This window comes from Sporosarcina sp. FSL W8-0480 (assembly GCF_037963765.1).
Classification (GTDB): domain Bacteria; phylum Bacillota; class Bacilli; order Bacillales_A; family Planococcaceae; genus Sporosarcina.
Genome location: NZ_CP150166.1, coordinates 3,014,546 through 3,033,281, shown reverse-complemented (window position 1 = coordinate 3,033,281; position 18,736 = coordinate 3,014,546). Strand labels below are relative to the sequence as shown.

Genomic DNA, 18,736 nt, shown 5'->3' with positions numbered 1-18,736 from the left:
CACGCGCGGCTGGTGTTTATTCATTATCGTTAAATGTCGTCTTTTGTAGTTGGAACCGGCTCTTTATCGGTCACATCCAATATGTCGAGCAGGAATATGAAAATCGGAATCCCAATGATCAGGCCCCATACGCCGAAAAAGTTTTGCGAAAAAATGAGTACGACGAATGTGTAGAAGATTGGCAGATCCGTTTTTGAAGACATCAGTTTCGGATTTAAAATGTATGCTTCAATCGCATGGATAATCATAATAGCGATTAACAAGTAGATGACCGTCATGTATCCACCGATTGTAAAGCCGATAATCGTAAGTGGAATAAGTGATATGACGACTCCTGCGACCGGGATTAGCCCAAGGAAGAAGATCATAATGCCCAATCCGACAATCTGAGGATATCCTAAAATCATTAAAATGATGATAGACAAAAACGTATTAACAAGTGCAATGATAAATTGCGCTTCGATTACTTTACCAAATGTACGTGAAAATTTCTTTCCAAAAAACTCAATTTCATGATAGAAGGGAGCAATCTTGCTGTTTTTAAATTTATTCGTAAACTCGACAAGTCGTGGTTTTTCAATAAGGAAAAATAAGCTTAAAATCAACGCAAGCAGTACATGTATACTCACTTTACTAATATCTGAAAATGATTTTAGTAGGAACGACACGCCATTATCGATGTAGGCCTTAATCTGTTCACCGGAAATAAATGATTCAATAACGCCTAAAAGCGGATTTTCTTGCGGGTGGGTGAAGAAATTTGTTATTTGCCTGACGAGCTGAGTTATTTCGTAGGAGATGAGCGGTAAGTATTTCGTAAGAGCTACCGTCAAAATGCCGACAATCAATGTATACAGCATGATAACAATCAGTTTATGATTCATACGGACGCGCTTTGCCGTAAATTCAACGAGTCGATTCATTAAGAATGAAAATATAAAGGTAAGTAAGATTAAATTCATCATACTTTTCACGCTGAATAACACAACGATCATTAATGCAAAAATAATGACCCGTTTCACTTCTTTTCTTTGTAATAGCCGAATAATCGTATCCATTTTTAACCCAAAACCCCTCATAAGCAAATTTCTATTAAATTCCTTAAGTTTAGTATCCCTTTGTTTGCCATAGATTTCAAACGAGAACTTTATATCTATCTATCTTACTTTATTTTACACAACTATGTGAATAGATATACTTAATTTGTTTAAGTATCTTTAGATGGTAATTGTTAGTGTGTCTTGCACAGGCACCTTTACAATTTTATCGCTGATGGAGCGGATGGGTTTGGGAAGTTTTTGTTGAAGTGAATTAAAAATAAAAAGTGGTAAGCCAATGACTTGGGGGGGAGTCGTTGGCTTTTTTCCTACTTCGAAACTATTCTTCTATCCTCCTCAATATCATGCCTATAAACCTTACAATAATGACAATACGCCTGATTCGATTTTTCGTATTCCTTCGGTAAATAAGCAGCTACAAATCCAGTATCTAAAAAACGAGGAGGGGTTTTCTTTTCATCCGCATAAAAAGGAAACGAACTGTATGGATAATCCTCCAAATTCTCCACTAACGGAATTTTGGTCTCAATTGGATTTCTATGGATGTAGTTGCTGACGGAAAGGATCGCATTAGGTCCGTCGACAAGTGCGGAGTAGTATCTTTTTTCATAGATTCGACCAACGTGTTGATACCGCTTGGAGTAATAGTCGCTATACCTTCGATTAATGTAGGCCATGACTTTGCTTAAATCCACCTCGGAGCGGATTAATAAATGATAGTGATTGGTCATGATGCAATAGGCCAACAGGGTGAACGGGTATTTGGAGTATGTGTAATTGAAGGCGCGCATTAGATTCATTTGGTCCTCATGGGTTTCAAATATATTTTGCCGGTTATTCCCTCGCATGACGACATGGTAATAGGCATTGGGGCGCCAGTTACGTCTCCGTCTTGGCAATTTAATTCACCTCCATTGCTTGTGGGGCAATTGATTTCCATCTAATCGCTTCTTGTAATGCATTTTCAGAAATAAATCTTTCTCCTTCCAAATCCGCGATTGTCCTTGCGATTCGGATAAGCTTGATTTGCGTTCGATTGCTCCATTTATTTTCAAAGCATATTCGTTGGACAAGGTTTTTCTGTTCATCATTTAACCCCGAAGTTTCATCTAATAGTTGAAATGGGGCATTACCGTTCAACCATTGATTCCCGTATCTTTCCCATTGCATTTCTCTGGCGCGAGTTGTGCGTTCGCGAATAATGGCGGAGGTTTCGGCTTTTCCTTGCTCTTGCAACCCAACGTTTTGTAATGAAAGAATAAAATCGAGCCGGTCAAATAGCGGTCCGGAAGCCTTCAGCCGATATGCATTCACCTGTCTCGGTGTGCATGTGCAGTAGCGCTCATTTGATCCGGAATATCCGCAAGGACAAGGGTTAGTTGCGGCGATCAGTATGAAGTTAGATGGGTAGGTAACGGATTGCTTGACCCGATTGATCGTTACTTCTCCCATTTCCATTGGCTGTCGCAGCATGTCCAATGTCTTTCTTGAAAATTCCCCAAGTTCATCCAAGAATAAGACGCCCCGATGAGATAGGGAAATTTCGCCGGGTTTCGGGTATGTCCCACCGCCGATTAATGAGACTGAGGATGCGGAGTGATGGGGGTGGCGATAGGGAGGGCGTAACGATAAGCCGCGATTTTCACGCGCTAAATGGTAAATGCCATATAATTCGACGACCTCTTCGTGGGTTAAATCCGGTAATATCGTATGAAATGCATCAGCCAACATACTTTTTCCGCATCCGGGCGGGCCGGTTAACAATACATGATGTCCTCCAGCTGCAGAGATTTCTAAGGCACGCTTCGCAACTTTATGTCCGCGAATGGATGAAAAATCTGTAGTCGTTTGATTCATATCGGTTGTGTTGAAGTCTGCAATCGGAATACGTGGGTAAGTATCAAAATCAGGCGAAATCTGCCCTCTTAAATAGGACACAAGCTCGTATATATCGCGTAACGGAACAATTTCCACATCACCAACGCGGTTTAAAAAAAAGACATCGATCGGTGGAATCAAAATCCTCTTGAAACCAAGTGCAATCGCTTGCTGAATGGCTGGAATCATACCGTGGAATGGCATAAGTTCACAGTTCAAGGAGAGCGTCGCAATCACGCAAGTCGATTCATCAATGGGTAACGGCTCCTTCAAAACCTCTTGCATGACGGCTAATAGCATTGCGCAATCAAACCCCGTCCCACTTTTTCGAATGTCCGCGGGGGATAAATGGATTGTGATTTTCTTCATATCAATGTCCATGTTTAGAGCATGCAAACAACTCAGAAGGCGTTCTTTTGACTCTTTAATAGAGGCATCCGGCAACCCAATGATCACACACTGCTCCCTTTCCATCCGAACATTCGCCTCAACAGCAACCCGATGACCTTTCATTCCTTGCAAACCAACACTCATAATAATCGATGTAATTTCCCTTCACCCCTTCATTTTCCCCAACTCTATCGTATTCCTAATAGACTGACAACTGTCTGAATTCAACCAAAAACACCCAAAAAACAAGAAAATTTGCGAAAAAGGGGGTAAAAATGAATTTTCAACGCGAAAAAGGGGTCAAAAATTTATTTTGAGGGTTTGAGAATTGTTAAGGTGCCTGTGCAGCGAACAATCGCGAATATTCACTGTATATACATATATTTTGTGTGTTAATGCAATGGAGTCAAGTGTCATCCTTCTTAGATGTGTATAATTATACACATAGATAAATTACCATAAATGTGTAGCGCACAGGTACCTTTACAATATGTTCGGTTGCCTTTACAATACGTTCGCATTATGCCACCTGAAAAAACAGGAAGCCACCAACATGGCTTCCTGTTTCATGTCAATTCACATTCACTTCAATCGGTTCTCCAACAACATTCCATTCCTTACCTAACATCGTGAATGTATGTTTCACAAATACCTGCGCAGTCCCGCTGGAAACTGCTTCGATTGTGTTGCCTTCAATTCTTACCACGCCATTATCCCCAACAACAAACAACTCAGAAGCAATATTCTCCTTTTTGGCTGTACGGAAATTGACGAAGGCTTTTGCGTTAACAGTCGATGTTTTTCCGACTTTTAGGTTGATCTTCTTAATCGGTGTTTCAAGCTTGATTGGTGCGTCGGTCAGCCACTGTGTGTAGTCGGTGATTGGTCCGATTAGTCCTTCAGCAAGTTTGTCGCGGAAAGGTTCTTCTGCACGGAATGTCCAGTGCATTGTGAGCATGCCGCGTTGACGCATGTATGTGATGAATTCTTCGTACGTGCTTCCGTAGCTTGCATTCAGAGTGACCCTGTTGGATGTTCCGTAATCCATCATCTTTTGGGCGTTTTTAATTTTGGCACTTGTCGTTGCTGGTACAGCTGCCGAGTACAAGTAGCCGACAGGAATTTCAGGTTTTAATTTAAACGAATCAACCATGCTTCCTAAGTCGAAGTTTTGAATGATGACTTGGTCGACCATTCCCAATTCCTCGATTTGCTTGATCACTTCAGCTTCGAAGCCTGCTCCCTTTAATTCGACAAGAAGGATGATGTCCTTCTTCTTGAATTCGGCAAGGAATTCTTTGAATGTCGGAACCTTTTCTCCCGCAAATTCTTCACTGAACTTGATGCCCGCATCCAATTGGCGGATTTCTTCCAATGTAAGATCCTTTACTGCGCCAGTCCCGTTGGTAGTGCGGTTAACTGTCAAATCATGCATGATTATGAGGTGACCGTCTTTCGTTAATTGTACATCCGTTTCAATCAGATCCGCTCCCAAGTCATACGCCAGTCGATATCCTGCCATCGTGTTTTCAGGAGCGAGCGATGGAACTCCTCGGTGGGCGGCGACGATTGGTCGTTGAACGATCGTGTTTTCAGGATATTTACCAAGTGCTTCAATCGACGCAGCAGGGTTGTTGGTGATGATTCCGTCAACACCTGTATGAATTAATGCATGAGCACCTTTTTCATTTTGAGCCCCAATTCCCCAAACCGCGACCATTCTTGTATGCAAGTAATGAACCTTTTCCGTGTCCAAAACCTTTTCAGGAATCAACGCGACTTTCGCATTGCTTTTATGGACAGTCTGAATGAGCTCATTCAGGTCATGTTTATTGAAAGAGTTCTTTATATAGATGATTCCGCCGCGTGCTGTTGGCATCAGGTCAGTAATTTCTTTCACAATTTGCGGCTTCGACGAAACGATATGCACGTCAGTAGTTGTTGTAGCATTCAGTGCATTGATAATTGCGTCCTCAATACCTTCTTGTTCAATTTGTAAGATCGGAATATGTCTGTTTTGGACCATAGCAAGTGCTTGTTCAAGCGACATATTATTCGTCGTCAGTTCGCCGTTTTGATTCTTCTCTACTTTGAGAAGAACGGAAGCAGTATTCGTGGAATCCGCTGCCTGCAGGGTTTGTCCAATTAGTGTTGGTGCATTGACAATATTCGACATAGGCTCTTGTGGAAGGAAAGCACCAGCGTTTTCAATTGGTGGCAATTCATTCTCGAAAGTCGTGACCTTTACATTGTCGAATAAAACAGTAGAACCGTTTGCTTGGAAACCGATGTCCCCGCTGAGCCAATTGGAAGCTTGATCCGTGTTGATGACAAGCTTGTTATTGATGAACTGCTGTACACGATTACCGCTTGCAATGATTTTTATGCGATATGGCTTGTTGTACTCAAGCTTTTCCGTGAAAAACGTTGCTTCAGGAACGACCCATTGGTTCTTTGAATTGCGCTCCGCGAACTCCGCACCATTTAGTGCAGTTGTGCCCCTACGCATCGCGAATTGATAGTAAGGATAATTCGATGATTGGACTCTGTACATCATGGATGCCCAGCGTGTATCCTCGACTGCCGAAACGAATGTCATATCGGCTTCGAATACGATATCCCCATTTTTGTCGGAAAGTGGCACAAGTACTCTTGCCGGTGAGGCAGAGGACGGTGAGATTAACTTCAACTTTCCGTCTTCAACGGATGCTTGTCCTTGTATGACACTCCATCCATTCGGTAATTCCCCTTCAAGCTGATCAAAATTCTCTTCAACAAGGATCGTCTGTGCAGCGCTTGCTTTACCAGCAACTGCCGAAAGATAACCGGTGCCGGCTAACAATGCAATCGCACAAATGATCAACAGCTTTCTCCATCCATTCCTACCCATTCCCATAACAACTCCTCCTTTGGAATTAGGTCGCTAATATAGCAACCTATCAAGTTATCGGAATGTAGTATACATGATTCGTAATTATTGGAAAGTTAAAAACCCTAAAACAACCAAAAACGATTCTTTTCTACTTGATTCGAACAGGAAACTATTTCCTTTGTCGGAGATTGCAAGTAGGATATTTCGGGTACTCAAGGATTTGTCGGAAGAATTGTTAAGGTGCCTGTGCAGAAGACTATTCAGTTTATACACTACAATTGTATATTTATTAATAAATAACCGCGTAAAATTGCGGAGATAACGTATATTTATACAAATTTACTGAATAAACATGAATGTTTCTTGCACAGGCACCACAACAATACTTTTACATAAATGAAAAAAATGTCATAAAACTATTGCATTTTTTATATTCTGATATATACTGAGATTTAGTTCAATATAGGCAGAGACGATGAGATGAAAGCCTAAAATGAAAGCCCTTTCTAAAGGAGGGTCTCATTTTGCATTCGTCTTTTTTTCTGTCTATAAAAATATTAAGGGGGATTTTCATGAAGAGATTTGGTAGATTAGCTGCTGGTGTATTCCTGACAGCGGGAATTCTGGCTGGTTGTGCAGGTGGAGGGTCATCGTCTGGGGGTGGCGACAAAGGGAGAATCACGCTTTATTCACCTGAAACTCCTGATTTCACGAAGGAATTGGCTGCGAAATACGAGGAATTGCATGGTCAGAAAGTAGACGTTCACTACGCTGGGACAAACATTTTAGTGAACCAGATGATGGCTGAGAAAGACAATCCAAAAGCTGACGTTTGGTATGGTGGGGGAGGAATCCTTCCGTTTGAAGCGGCAGTTGAGCGTGGGATACTTGCTTCCTACATTCCGGATTTCGCTGCAGATTGGGACATTGTTGAAAACGGCATTAAGTTAAAGCACCAAGATGGAAAGTATGTTGGGGTTGAACTTTTCGTTTTAGGTTTTTCTTATAATACGGATTTAGTTACTGAAGCAGAAGCACCGAAAACATGGGCTGATTTGCTTGATCCGAAATGGGAAGGGAAAATTCAATTCCCGAACCCTGCAGCATCTGGTACAGCGACTCTAATGGTTATGGACCAAATGATGCAGCAAGGTGAAGAAAAGGCATGGGAATTCTTCGAAAAGCTTGTTAAGCAAGCGAACTCGATTCCTGACTCCGGTTCTGCTCCAACTAAAGCGGTAGCAATGGGTGAAGCTCATATCGGTATCGGATTTGACTTCATGGCGTATGAGCAAAAAGCTAAAGGTGAAACTGTAGACTTTATCGTTCCTGATAAAACACCAGTACTTGTTAACCCTGCAACATTGATTGAAGGCGGCCCGAATGCTGAAGGCGGTAAGAAGTTCATGGACTTCCTTCTATCTAAAGAAGCGCAACAAATCATGGCGGACTGGTACCATATTCCGATCAATCCAGAAGTAGAATCAAAAACTCCGTTGACACTTGAAAAAGTTAAAGCTCACGCTGTTGACCTTGACATTGACTGGGTGAATGAAAACTACGACCGCGTTCGTAACGAATGGAAAGACAAATTTCAGTAAGTAAGGGTGAAGATGAATGGGATCAGTAAGAATTGAGAAAATGACAAAATCATTTGGGGATTTTACTGCCCTTCACGACATTAACCTTGATATCAAGGAGGGCGAGTTCTTCGCCCTTCTTGGTCCTTCGGGATGTGGGAAAACGACGACAATGCGCTGTATTGCCGGTTTTGAAAATCCCACTTCCGGAAGAATTTACATAGGTGATCGTGAAGTTGAAAAAATTCCTGCGAATAAACGAAATTGCGGCATGGTGTTCCAAAGCTATGCACTGTTTCCACATATGAATGTGTTCGAAAATGTTGCTTACAGTTTGAATATTAAAGAACTGAATTCAAGCAATCCTATTAAGCAATTGGGAATATATGGTCGTTTACTATCAAGCCGTTTAGGCAAATACCCAGCAGATCTTAGAAATAAAGTAATGGAAATCTTAAAGTATGTTGAGCTGGAAAACCATGCCGATCGCCTAACGAGTGAACTATCCGGTGGTCAACAGCAACGGGTTGCCCTTGCGAGAGCATTGATCATGGAGCCGGCGGTTCTTCTTATGGATGAACCATTATCCAACTTGGACCAGAAATTACGTCACTCCATGAGAAACACGATCCGTAAGATTCAACAAGATTTGGGCATCACAACGATTTTCGTTACACATGACCAAGAGGAAGCGATGAGTATGGCGGACCGTGTTGCAGTTATGGATAAAGGCCATATCGTCCAAATCGGAACTCCAACTGATTTATACAGTAATCCTAAAACACCGTTTATCGCAGATTTCGTCGGAACTTCCAATATTTTAAAAGGCACTGTTGAAGGTGAAGAGAATGGTTTGACGGTTGTAAAAGGAGAAGGTTTCCTACTTCGTTCTGCTAATAAAGTTAAGAATAAAGACGTTGATGTCATCATTCGTCCTGAACACGTAAAAGTGGTTGCGGCTGATATCGATATTGACCATACTGCAACGAATGTAATTGAAGGAACAGTCATCATGTCGACATATTTAGGCTCCATCGTTCGATATGACGTTCAAGTCGGATCGTACCAACTGATTGTCGACACAACGTATTCCTCAGGCGCTAATATTTTTGAGGAAGGGAAAAAGGTTAAGTTGACCGTTGAACACGAGAGGGTGCTGTTAATATGAATCGTTTAAAAAACAGCTTAAATGGATTAACGGTAGTAAAAGTACTCATCTTTTTATTCTTTGGTTTATTCATGTTACTCCCGCTCCTCTCGGTTTTTGTCGTCAGTTTTACAGGTGAACCGACGAATCTATTAGGTGCTATTACCGATCCGGCGATTTTCAATTCAACACTGGAAAAGTTCAAGAACATTTCGTTGGATAACTATAAACGGATCTTTTCGAACGCTGGATATGCAACTGCGTTGAAAAATAGCCTTGTGTTGGCGTTTACCGTTACCATCATCATTATCCTCGTCTGTATACCCCTTGCATATGGGATTGCAAGGACGAAAATGCCTTTTAAGAAGACGATATCCGCATTATGTATGATTCCGTTGATTGTACCAACTTTCATTTCTGCATATGCATTTATCATCATGTTTGGTCGGGCTGGATGGGTAACACAAATCTACAATGCGCTTGGCGGGGAAGGGATGTTGCTGAATCCTTATTCCATGGCGGGTGTTGTTGCGGTACAGGTATTCTTCTTTTTCCCTTATGCATTATGGCCATTAGTGGCGGCGTTTAAAGTGAGCGACGTTAGTTTGGAAGAGGCATCTCAGAACTTGGGCGCGAAAAACTGGTTCACATTTATATTCGTCACGTTTCCACTTGCATTACCGGGAGTCATCTCGAGTGCGTTGCTAATATTCACAGTAAGCTTCTCGGATTTCGGAAGTCCAATCGTACTTGCCCCAAAAGAATTAAATCTGTTGGTCGTTGAAGCCTATCGGGAAATATCCGGATTCTTTAACTGGGGCGGGGCAGCGATCCTTACTGTTGTCATGGTAATCGTTGCAGCATTCTTCTTCTATTTGCAACATCTATTCACGAAGGGGAAAAACTACGGCTCCGTTTCCGGTAAACCGAAGCAACAGAAGTTGATTGAGAATAAATTATTGACACGCGTATTGTCAGGCTACTCCCTGTTCATCGTGCTGATTCCACTACTTGCAATGCTTTCTGTGGCACTTCAGTCCGTTGCAACTACTTGGGGGAAAGATCTGTTGCCAAGTGGATATACATTGAACCACTATAAAATGATCTTCTCTACATCGATGGGGAACATCCAAAACAGTATCATGCTTGCGACAGGCGCATTAATTTTAAGCGTAATCGTAGCGACATTTGTATCGTATTTCGTTGTACGTCAAAATTCGGCGAAGTTGGATTTCATCGCTTCCATTCCGTTAGTCGTGCCAGGAATCGCTTTCGGTATCGCGTTGATCCAAACATTTAACACGGCACCACTTCAATTGACTGGAACTGCTGTACTTTTAATCATCGCTTATACGATTCGCCGACTCCCTTATATGGTCCGTTCGACAATGGGATCGATGCGGGCGATTAAGGCGGATATCGAAGAGGCAGCGGTGAATCTTGGAGCTACTCCATTGACAGCGGCAATTACAATTGTAGGACCGCTAATGTTACCAGGGATTGCTGCCGGATCCGTACTTGTTTTCATCACAGTAATCAAAGAGGCGAGCGTTTCGATCTTGCTTGCACCACCTGAATGGGCTCCAATGAGTTTGGCGATTTTCCAAAACATCCTGCGGGCAGAATATTATTCGGCGGCAGCAATGTCGGTCATACTTGTTGCATTGGTGTTGATCTTGCAAGGGATTGCGAACTTGATCGGTAAAAAGTCACAGCTTTAATCCACAACTTGGTGTCTAACATAACTGATTTGGAGTGAGTGTTTTGAAAGGTTTTATCTTTGACTTGGACGGAACAATTTATCTCGACGACCATATAATAGAGGGTGCTGCAGAAGGTGTTAAAGCCCTTAAAGAACGCGGGGATAAAGTCGTTTTCTTGACGAATAAATCGATTGCAAGCCGTAAAGATTATGTTGTTAAATTAAATGCGTTAGGAATTGAAGTCGAACTTGACGAGGTCATTAATTCCAATTATATTACGGCACATTACTTGAAAACAGTTATGAAAACCGATGACTCGGTTTACGTCATCGGTGAGGGGCCTTTATTCGACGAGTTGGCGAGTGAAAACATAAAGTTAGCGGAAAATCCCGTTAGCGCATCTCATGTTGTATTAGGTTGGGATCGCGAATTCAATTATGAGAAATTGAACAATGCGTTTCAGGCTTGGCGAAATGGCGCGGAAATCATTGCAACGAATCCTGATCGGACTTGTCCAGTCAAAGACGGAGAAATCCCTGATTGCGGCGCAATGATTGGCGCGCTTGAAGGGGCGACCGGTGAACCGGTGAAGATGATCACTGGAAAGCCTTCGCTATTAATGGCCGAATATGTCTTGAAAAATGTATTAGGCATGGAAGCCGGTCAATGTTATATGGTCGGTGACCGTCTGGAAACGGATATTAAAATGGCGAATGACGCGGGAATCCATTCCGTCCTAGTCATGTCAGGCATTACGAACGAAGAGATGTTGAAGTCGAGTGTTCATCGACCGGAATATGTACTTGAAAGTGTGAAGGATATCGCGACTTTATAAATCAAATTTCCACATTTCCGGATCACCCGATGAAACGGCTAACGCACCGGCTTGAAGAGCTTCATGAACTTCTGAAAGGTCTGTGATCAAACCACCTGCAATGATGGGGTAGTCAAGTTCCCTTGAAAGTTGATCGATCACTTTCGGGATAATGCCAGGCAGAATTTCAACTGCATCCGGTTGGCAGGACTTGACCATTTCAATCCCTTTCTTAATGGCGGCGCGATCGATCAGGAAGATTCGCTGAATCGTTTTCAGCCCCAACTCATTTGCAGTTTTGACGATATGGCTTTTAGTAGTAATGATCCCTGTCGGCTTCCAATATTCTGCAACATAACTGAGCGCATTTCGGGAATTGGAGATGCCATCGATGAAGTCCAAATGAAGGAATACATGTTTATCGGCCTTGCGCAACTGTTGAATATAGTTGGCAATGGTCATTAGATTCCCGGTTAGAAGAAAGACAATATTGACATTGGATGTAAGTGCGTGTTGTAAATCTTCTTCATTCTTTACGGACGCAATCATCTGGGATTCCACCATGTCAACTAATTTCAAGTTTATTCATCCTTTCGAAAAATAAGAAATGGTGACTCTTCTATTATAATAGTATAAGTTAAACAAATTTGGAAAGAATTAATTTTATAAGGTCGGAGATTATGAGATAGGACCATTACAATCCCTGCATTCGGCAGGGCTATTGTAATGGTCTTTTTCATTAGAGGAGTGTGTTGAAAATGAAATCATTTTCATTTAAAGGCAGACAAGAATTATTAAGTGGGATTGAAAACGAGCATTATGACGTGATTATTATCGGGGGCGGAATTACTGGAACGGGTATTGCCCTTGACTGTGTAACAAGGGGTTTGAAGACGCTTTTAGTTGAAATGCAAGACTTTGCGGCTGGGACATCAAGTCGCTCCACGAAACTTGTCCACGGTGGACTTCGTTATTTGAAGCAATTTGAAGTGGGCATGGTTGCAGAAGTTGGGAAAGAAAGGGAAGTCGTCTATCGAAATGCACCGCATGTCACTCACCCGGAATGGATGCTGCTGCCGATCTACCGTAAAGGAACATTCGGGAAGTATTCCACGTCGCTTGGTTTGAAAGTCTATGATTTCTTAGCAGGAGTGAAGAGAAACGAGCGTCGTAAAATGCTGACAAGGGAAGAGAGTTTACGGAAGGAACCTTTATTAAAAAAGAAAGATCTTTTGGGTGCAGGCTATTACGTTGAATACCGGACAGATGACGCCCGGTTGACAATTGAAGTGGCGAAAACGGCATATGCAAATGGCGTCGACTTGCTGAACTATGTGAAGGCGGAGTCATTCAAATATGACGCGAAAGGCAAGGTTGCAGGATTATATATCCGTGATGTATTAGATGAAGAGCAGTATCTTGTCATGGGCAAAAAGATTATTAACGCCACTGGACCGTGGGTCGAAAATGTCATCGAGCAAGACAGGAAAATCGAAGGGAAAAGCCTCTTCCATTCAAAAGGTGTTCATATCGTCATCGACAGTTCCAAGTTCCCGTTACGCCAAGCGGTCTATTTCGACACACCGGATGGCCGAATGGTGTTCGCGATTCCAAGGAATGGGAAAACATATGTAGGAACGACAGATACCGAGTATCATGGTGATTTGGTGAATCCTGAAATCACAGTGGAAGACAAAGAGTATATATTGAAAAGCATTGCATTCATGTTTCCAGACTTGCAAATTGGCATGCAAGATGTCGAATCCGCATGGGCAGGGGTGCGACCGTTAATCCGTCAAGAAGGGAAGGGGCCATCGGAAATTTCGCGAAAAGATGAAATCTGGACTTCCGAAACAGGCCTAATCACAATCGCAGGCGGAAAATTGACCGGCTACAGAAAAATGGCCGAAACCGTCACAGACATGATTTGCGAACAATTAAAACAAGAAGGTAAGAAGTGTACAGGGTCTGTTACAAAGCAAATGAAGTTATCAGGAGGAAATTTCGAAAATCCTGAAGACTATGGGCGCTTCATAAACGACAGAGCTCAGGCAGTTGCCGCAGAAACAGGCATTTCACTGCGCGACGCAACAAGCATCCTATCAACATACGGTACAAACACTGATTCAGTATTGAAATACGCAGGCAAGGAATTACAAGAAACCAACCTGCCGCTGTCGATTAAGTTAACCCTCCACTATGCAATTGAAGAAGAAATGGCCATCAGCCCAGCCGACTACTTCATCAGAAGAACCGGCGCAGTCCTATTCGACATCGACTGGGTGAATAAATGGAAATATGAAGTCGTTGCGTATATGGCTATTTTGATGAAGTGGAGCGTAGAGGAAACGAAGAAGCATATGGATGACTTGAATCGGCGGATTGAGGAGATACAGTAAGGATCGGGGAAATTACTTGGAGGACAAACGAAATTTCGTTGTCCTCTTTTTTGGTGTGGGGGTGCTAATGAGAACTTTTTATGCTTAAAGGAGGACTTATTGTGCGAAAAGGAGAACTAATGGTGCTTGAACGAGAACTATTCCGGGTTAAAGGAGAACTTTTTTCACCTTAATGAGAAAACATCGTGCTTAAAGGAGAACTCTTCACGCTTAAAGGAGAAGTCAATCAAGTTAAACGAGAAAACTTGAGAAAACACCACGCCCGACGGCAAAAACCTCATGGCAGCAAAGTAGGAAAAAAATAATAGTGAATTAGTTTGAGGACAAGTGCATATAGTTTACGAGAGTTTGCCGTTTAACCAGAATAACAAAAGGAGTTGGAGTAATGAAGTATTACCATGTATCTACTAGTCTAGACCTCATCAAAGAATTCGTACCAAGAATACCAGAAAGTCTGCATGAGTCAGGAGAAGATGCTAAAATCCCTCGAATATGTGTTAGCGAGGATCTTAACGGATGTTTTACAGCTATGCCGTTTGGTGGGGCAGGTATAGAAGATCATATCAGAGAAACCTCATTTGGCTATTATCGTATTTATGAAATTGAGGTCAATGAAAATCTGATTTCAGAATATGTAATAGATAGCGAAACTTTATACACAGAAGAACTTGTTAGCGATGCGAATCACACGAAAGAATGCTGGATTACTACACCTGTCAGTTGGGATTCTAAAGATATTTCAATTAAAAATAGTTATATTATCCGTCTCAATCCCAATGACATTGAAGAAGGTACTAAAAAAATTATTTCCCATAGTGTAAGGACTGACGCAGAAGAATTTGGGCTTACTCCCGAAGAGTTTTTAGATACCGAATTTAAGGAAATAACTACAATTGAAATTTATGATATGGATACTGAAGAACTTCCGGCGAAACAAGAGTTACACTTCGAAAAAATGAACTTATGGACAAGTGAATTACTGGATGAAGCGGTACCGTCATTCAAGGAATTTAAAGCCTTGGCTACATCATTAGGACTATTTTCTGAAGATTGGGAAGGTGATCCATTGGTTTTATCATCAAAAGAGCATATAAATGTTGAAAAACTATTCGAAATGGATTACAAACGGAGAAATTCGATTACTGAATTAAGGCAGGTGACAAAATGACAATTGTAACTCAAACAAGCGCCATCCAAAAAGGGAGGGAGAAGGTTGAATTCCAAAAAAGATTCAATGAACTCATAACCGACCCACTATTTTTGGAATTAAAGTCCCTTAAATCGAATAAAACCATTTTTGAGATTGTGGCAGCCTCTCATACTGAAATGTGGCACAGTGCATTTATAAGTTGGGTGCTGGATCCCACATCAAATTTAGGGTTGGGTAATTTCCCGCTCCAACGATTCCTTTATATGGTACGCTACGAAAACAATTTTAACTTTATGGATAGTAGTCTTGAGTCATTAGGACTGGTAGAAATTGAAGACCCGGAAATTTATGAAGGCATGGAATTTGTTACAGAAAAAGCTGCTGGAAATTTACGACTAGATATAATAGGGAACAACAAGAACGTCCTTCGCATTACAATTGAAAACAAAATTAAAGCGAAGGAATCAGCTGATCAGACAAAAAAATATAACGAGTACTTGGAGCAGACGAATTCCTATGAATACGATGTCAAAGTATATTTAACACCTAATGAAAATGATAAACCGGAATCAAATGATTTCATCCCTGTTACCTACCAAAAACTTTGCGATTTTGTACTTAAACCAATCTTAAAACATCCGAGTATCCGTGAAGAAAATAAATACTTGGTTAATCAATATGTGAATAACTTGGGTAAACCAATAAATACTCAAAAAGGTGGGGTTATGGCAATGCCGAATAAAGAGATATGTGAAAAGTTATACGAAACGCACAAAGAAGTGTTGGACGAGATATATGCGGTTTTGGATAGAAAACCGCCTGTAAAAAAGACTAAAACAATGACCCATTATAATATCTCTTTAACTCAATTAATGGATGCTGGGCTTCTATCGATGAAGGATAGGCTTATAATAACCCATTATAATACTGACTACGAGGCATCGTTTGTTCAGGAAAATGATCAAATTAAGATTGAATACAAAGGTGAGAAATATAATAGCCCATCAACACCTGGTGCAATGATAAAAGGCAGGCAAACAAATGGCTGGAGAGAGTGGTCAGTGTATGATCAAAATAATGAAAGAAAAGGCTCTTTACTCGATATTCGTGACATCTATCTTCAGGAAGTAGTAGACGAATAATTATATAAAAACCAAAAGGTCAATCGAATTTTACGGTTGACCTTTTACTATATGAAATTTGATATGCCGAAATTGTACCTGTGGTCGGACTACTCGGACTATTTACTACAATTGCATAAAAATCCGTAAAACCAATGGTTACCATTAACCGTAATAGTGAAGTTGAATTTATAATGCATCCCTTTGAATTGTCATATATATGCCGTGCACGAGGTCCCTATACAATAAGTGTGTCGTACCTTTACAAACCTTACACTTCTAACCACAAAATTAGGAAGAAGACAGGAAGGACTTTCCACTCTCTTGTCGAATATAAGTATTTAGAAGGGGATTTAGTAGAATTTTATCGGGAGTGGAAGTCGATATGATTAAGGAAATGTTAGATATGTATATAGAGCCGACCGTGGAAGATATACATCATCGATATAATTCATGGCACCATTGCCATGGCTTTTTTATGGACAATCATCAGCGTTTGCATGAGGAAGCTGTTCAGGATGTCGCTGCATTGCATTTAGGGTTTTACTTGGCAAGTTGGGGGATGATGCGCGGGGGTTCCAATCTGTTGCAAAAGGACTATAAGATACATTTGAATTTCATCAGAACAGTTGCCGGAAAACCTGACTACGCGGCTTTTTACACAGGACAATTACCGGATGAGGAACATGTAGATATTTTGTTGGAGTTGGTCAACGAGACGCGGGCATGCTATGAAGGTTTCAATATCTCGGATACTCTTGTAACGAAGATTCTTATGGGAGTGTTCGGTAATATTCCTGCATACGACCGTTATTTTAGGAAGGGTTTAAGATTGCATAGTATGAAGAGTTCTCTAACGAAGGCATCTTTAATCGAATTAGTCCGATTTTATTGTACGTACCAAATGGAATTCGAGCCTTACTTAGATAATGGTTATACTCCTATGAAACTGATTGATATGTATTTTTGGCAATGTGCAATTTTTAATAAGCAGGCATCAAAAATTGTTGCTACGGATTTTGCTTCATTAAATGATGAAGGTGATAAGGTAAGCATGGTTCATTCTTAGAGTTTGAAAAAAACAGTCCAAAAGGTAGCGTTTGTTTACCTTTCCGGACTGTTTTCTTCCCCCAAGTCTCAATTATTTTCTTATCCTTTCCGTCTGACATGTCCACAACGCTTGCATGTATTGGAATAGTAGTCCATCCGGTGATACCCGGATATCTTACATAACCATTTCCCCACCCACTTAGCCATAAAATCCTCCTCCCATAGAACTTTGGTTGGTGTTTTTGATTGGATTGATTAAAAATTAGTAAATATCTAAAATAAATGCATGTCTATATTATACACATTATATTATCTTTTACCTATAGTTCATGAATAAAAATTCTGGTACTTTTTTCGACGACGTATTTCGACCTAATTCGACATGGTTCAAATAGCCTGTTTTAACGTAATTGGGAAAGTTGGTGAATAGAGAAATTTCAAATAGCCATGATTTAAGGGAACTTAATGGTCCGAAAATCGTTAGTATATTTAACTTAGGCATAGTTTTAGTTAGACAGTGGAATATTCATCCTATCTTACGTATTATGATGTGTTAGAATTCTTGATAGCGTAGTAAACTATGCCCCTATTAAATTAATTATATTAATATAGATAAAATATTAGTAGTCGCTTGGTGAGTTGACTAAAGTGGAGGGAAATTATGTTAGAGAAGATTTGGTGGAAGAAGTCACCTGATGTATTGGAAAAAACTTTATCTTTTCGTATTGATGAGGTACTGCGGAAAGCAGTCCCCTCCCATGTTGCTATAATTATGGATGGAAATGGACGTTGGGCAAAGCAGCGCAATCTACCACGTGTTATGGGGCACCGTGAAGGTATGAATACCGTCCGTAAAATCACGCGGTTTGCAAACCGACTTGGAATTCGTGTGTTAACCTTATACGCATTTTCAACCGAGAATTGGAAAAGACCAAGATTTGAGGTCGATTTCCTTATGAAGCTGCCTGTCGAGTTTTTATCCACATATCTACCTGAACTTATTGAGGAAAATGTAAGGGTTGAAATGATTGGCGATTTTTCAGCGTTGCCGCTTCATACACAAAAAGCGATCAAGGATGCCATGGACGCAACGGCAAACAATGATGGCCTTGTTTTAAACTTTGCGATGAACTACGGAAGTCGGTTTGAATTGGTGAATATGGTTAAGGCAATTGGAGAAATGACAAGAAGTGGAGAAATTCAACCAGAAGATATCGATGAATCTCTAATTGAATCCAAATTAATGACATCCCATTTACCTGAGCCGGACTTGTTGATCCGAACAAGCGGTGAAGTTAGACTTTCAAACTTTATGCTCTGGCAGCTTGCCTATGCCGAGTTCAATTTCACGGATGTCAATTGGCCGGATTTTGATGAAGAATGCCTTTTGAGTGCGATTGAAGATTTCCAAATGAGGAATCGTCGCTTTGGTGGTGTGAGCGAGGGAATTAGAATAATTAATAAATGACTGGGGATACCGAAAGTTGGTATCTCTTTTTTTCGGTGCTTTAATAATTTATAAGTATCCTTTTTCCTAAATGGGCATATAGTGAACATTGCATACCTATGTGAAA

14 protein-coding genes are annotated in these 18,736 nt (G+C 41.0%); 9 read left to right on the top strand and 5 right to left on the bottom strand.

Annotated features, from left to right (window positions below; genetic code table 11):
* Nucleotides 1–29: 29 nt before the first annotated feature.
* The 4 genes from NSQ43_RS15500 to NSQ43_RS15485 all read right to left on the bottom strand — a co-directional run bounded on the left by NSQ43_RS15500 (nucleotide 30) and on the right by NSQ43_RS15485 (nucleotide 6,222).
* Nucleotides 30–1,058, bottom strand: coding sequence for an AI-2E family transporter (locus tag NSQ43_RS15500; RefSeq protein ID WP_339251639.1), 1,029 nt, complete (start codon nucleotides 1,056–1,058; stop codon nucleotides 30–32).
* A gap of 308 nt (nucleotides 1,059–1,366) precedes the next feature.
* Nucleotides 1,367–1,957 (bottom strand): transposase, encoded by a 591-nt coding sequence (locus tag NSQ43_RS15495; protein ID WP_339251637.1) that lies wholly within the window; start codon nucleotides 1,955–1,957, stop codon nucleotides 1,367–1,369.
* 1 nt (nucleotide 1,958) lies between these two features.
* On the bottom strand, nucleotides 1,959–3,458 hold the full coding sequence (locus NSQ43_RS15490; protein WP_339251635.1) for a YifB family Mg chelatase-like AAA ATPase: 1,500 nt from the start codon (nucleotides 3,456–3,458) through the stop codon (nucleotides 1,959–1,961).
* Nucleotides 3,459–3,897: 439 nt separating this feature from the next.
* A complete protein-coding gene (locus NSQ43_RS15485; RefSeq protein ID WP_339251634.1) occupies nucleotides 3,898–6,222 on the bottom strand; it encodes a glycerophosphodiester phosphodiesterase family protein in 2,325 nt (774 codons plus the stop codon).
* 548 nt (nucleotides 6,223–6,770) lie between these two features.
* Between NSQ43_RS15485 and NSQ43_RS15480 the strand changes: the two genes are divergently transcribed.
* Genes NSQ43_RS15480 through NSQ43_RS15465 form a run of 4 tightly spaced genes read left to right on the top strand, consistent with a single transcriptional unit; the run spans nucleotide 6,771 to nucleotide 11,463 of the window.
* Nucleotides 6,771–7,799 carry an extracellular solute-binding protein gene (locus NSQ43_RS15480; RefSeq protein ID WP_339251632.1) on the top strand — a complete coding sequence of 343 codons (1,029 nt, stop codon included), beginning with the start codon at nucleotides 6,771–6,773 and terminating at the stop codon, nucleotides 7,797–7,799.
* A gap of 16 nt (nucleotides 7,800–7,815) precedes the next feature.
* Nucleotides 7,816–8,946 carry an ABC transporter ATP-binding protein gene (locus NSQ43_RS15475; protein WP_339251631.1) on the top strand — a complete coding sequence of 377 codons (1,131 nt, stop codon included), beginning with the start codon at nucleotides 7,816–7,818 and terminating at the stop codon, nucleotides 8,944–8,946.
* Complete coding sequence (locus NSQ43_RS15470) at nucleotides 8,943–10,646, top strand: iron ABC transporter permease (protein WP_339251629.1); 1,704 nt, start codon at nucleotides 8,943–8,945, stop codon at nucleotides 10,644–10,646. Before NSQ43_RS15475 ends, NSQ43_RS15470 begins: the two co-directional genes overlap by 4 nt.
* Before the next feature lie 34 nt (nucleotides 10,647–10,680).
* The gene (locus NSQ43_RS15465; protein WP_339251628.1) at nucleotides 10,681–11,463 is read left to right on the top strand and encodes an HAD-IIA family hydrolase; all 783 of its coding nucleotides are present in this window, start codon (nucleotides 10,681–10,683) and stop codon (nucleotides 11,461–11,463) included.
* Here the strand turns inward: NSQ43_RS15465 and NSQ43_RS15460 are convergent.
* Nucleotides 11,458–12,021 carry a glycerol-3-phosphate responsive antiterminator gene (locus tag NSQ43_RS15460; protein ID WP_339251627.1) on the bottom strand — a complete coding sequence of 188 codons (564 nt, stop codon included), beginning with the start codon at nucleotides 12,019–12,021 and terminating at the stop codon, nucleotides 11,458–11,460. The two genes, NSQ43_RS15465 and NSQ43_RS15460, sit on opposite strands and share 6 nt — an antisense overlap.
* A gap of 179 nt (nucleotides 12,022–12,200) precedes the next feature.
* On the opposite strand from NSQ43_RS15460, the gene NSQ43_RS15455 reads away from it, so the two are divergent.
* From NSQ43_RS15455 to NSQ43_RS15435, 5 genes are all read left to right on the top strand, one after another.
* A complete protein-coding gene (locus NSQ43_RS15455) occupies nucleotides 12,201–13,841 on the top strand; it encodes a glycerol-3-phosphate dehydrogenase/oxidase (protein ID WP_339251626.1) in 1,641 nt (546 codons plus the stop codon).
* Between the two features lie 385 nt (nucleotides 13,842–14,226).
* Nucleotides 14,227–15,009 carry a hypothetical protein gene (locus NSQ43_RS15450; protein WP_339251624.1) on the top strand — a complete coding sequence of 261 codons (783 nt, stop codon included), beginning with the start codon at nucleotides 14,227–14,229 and terminating at the stop codon, nucleotides 15,007–15,009.
* Nucleotides 15,006–16,133, top strand: a complete 1,128-nt coding sequence (locus tag NSQ43_RS15445) for a PD-(D/E)XK nuclease family protein (RefSeq protein ID WP_339251623.1) — start codon at nucleotides 15,006–15,008, stop codon at nucleotides 16,131–16,133. The genes NSQ43_RS15450 and NSQ43_RS15445 overlap by 4 nt, the downstream gene beginning before the upstream one ends.
* 364 nt (nucleotides 16,134–16,497) lie before the next feature.
* Nucleotides 16,498–17,181: a hypothetical protein gene (locus tag NSQ43_RS15440; RefSeq protein ID WP_339251622.1), complete on the top strand. Its 684-nt coding sequence runs from the start codon at nucleotides 16,498–16,500 to the stop codon at nucleotides 17,179–17,181.
* Nucleotides 17,182–17,823: 642 nt separating this feature from the next.
* Nucleotides 17,824–18,630 (top strand): isoprenyl transferase, encoded by an 807-nt coding sequence (locus NSQ43_RS15435; protein ID WP_339251621.1) that lies wholly within the window; start codon nucleotides 17,824–17,826, stop codon nucleotides 18,628–18,630.
* Nucleotides 18,631–18,736 lie beyond the last annotated feature (106 nt).

What these genes read in the sequence shown, in the direction of transcription:
- NSQ43_RS15470 (WP_339251629.1), top strand. Translation starts at nt 8,943, where the DNA reads ATGAATCGTTTAAAAAACAGCTTAAATGGATTAACGGTAGTAAAAGTA.
- NSQ43_RS15455 (WP_339251626.1), top strand. Translation starts at nt 12,201, where the DNA reads ATGAAATCATTTTCATTTAAAGGCAGACAAGAATTATTAAGTGGGATT.
- NSQ43_RS15445 (WP_339251623.1), top strand. Translation starts at nt 15,006, where the DNA reads ATGACAATTGTAACTCAAACAAGCGCCATCCAAAAAGGGAGGGAGAAG.
- NSQ43_RS15450 (WP_339251624.1), top strand. Translation starts at nt 14,227, where the DNA reads ATGAAGTATTACCATGTATCTACTAGTCTAGACCTCATCAAAGAATTC.
- NSQ43_RS15480 (WP_339251632.1), top strand. Translation starts at nt 6,771, where the DNA reads ATGAAGAGATTTGGTAGATTAGCTGCTGGTGTATTCCTGACAGCGGGA.
- NSQ43_RS15475 (WP_339251631.1), top strand. Translation starts at nt 7,816, where the DNA reads ATGGGATCAGTAAGAATTGAGAAAATGACAAAATCATTTGGGGATTTT.
- NSQ43_RS15440 (WP_339251622.1), top strand. Translation starts at nt 16,498, where the DNA reads ATGATTAAGGAAATGTTAGATATGTATATAGAGCCGACCGTGGAAGAT.
- NSQ43_RS15500 (WP_339251639.1), bottom strand. Translation starts at nt 1,058, where the DNA reads ATGGATACGATTATTCGGCTATTACAAAGAAAAGAAGTGAAACGGGTC.
- NSQ43_RS15485 (WP_339251634.1), bottom strand. Translation starts at nt 6,222, where the DNA reads ATGGGAATGGGTAGGAATGGATGGAGAAAGCTGTTGATCATTTGTGCG.
- NSQ43_RS15435 (WP_339251621.1), top strand. Translation starts at nt 17,824, where the DNA reads ATGTTAGAGAAGATTTGGTGGAAGAAGTCACCTGATGTATTGGAAAAA.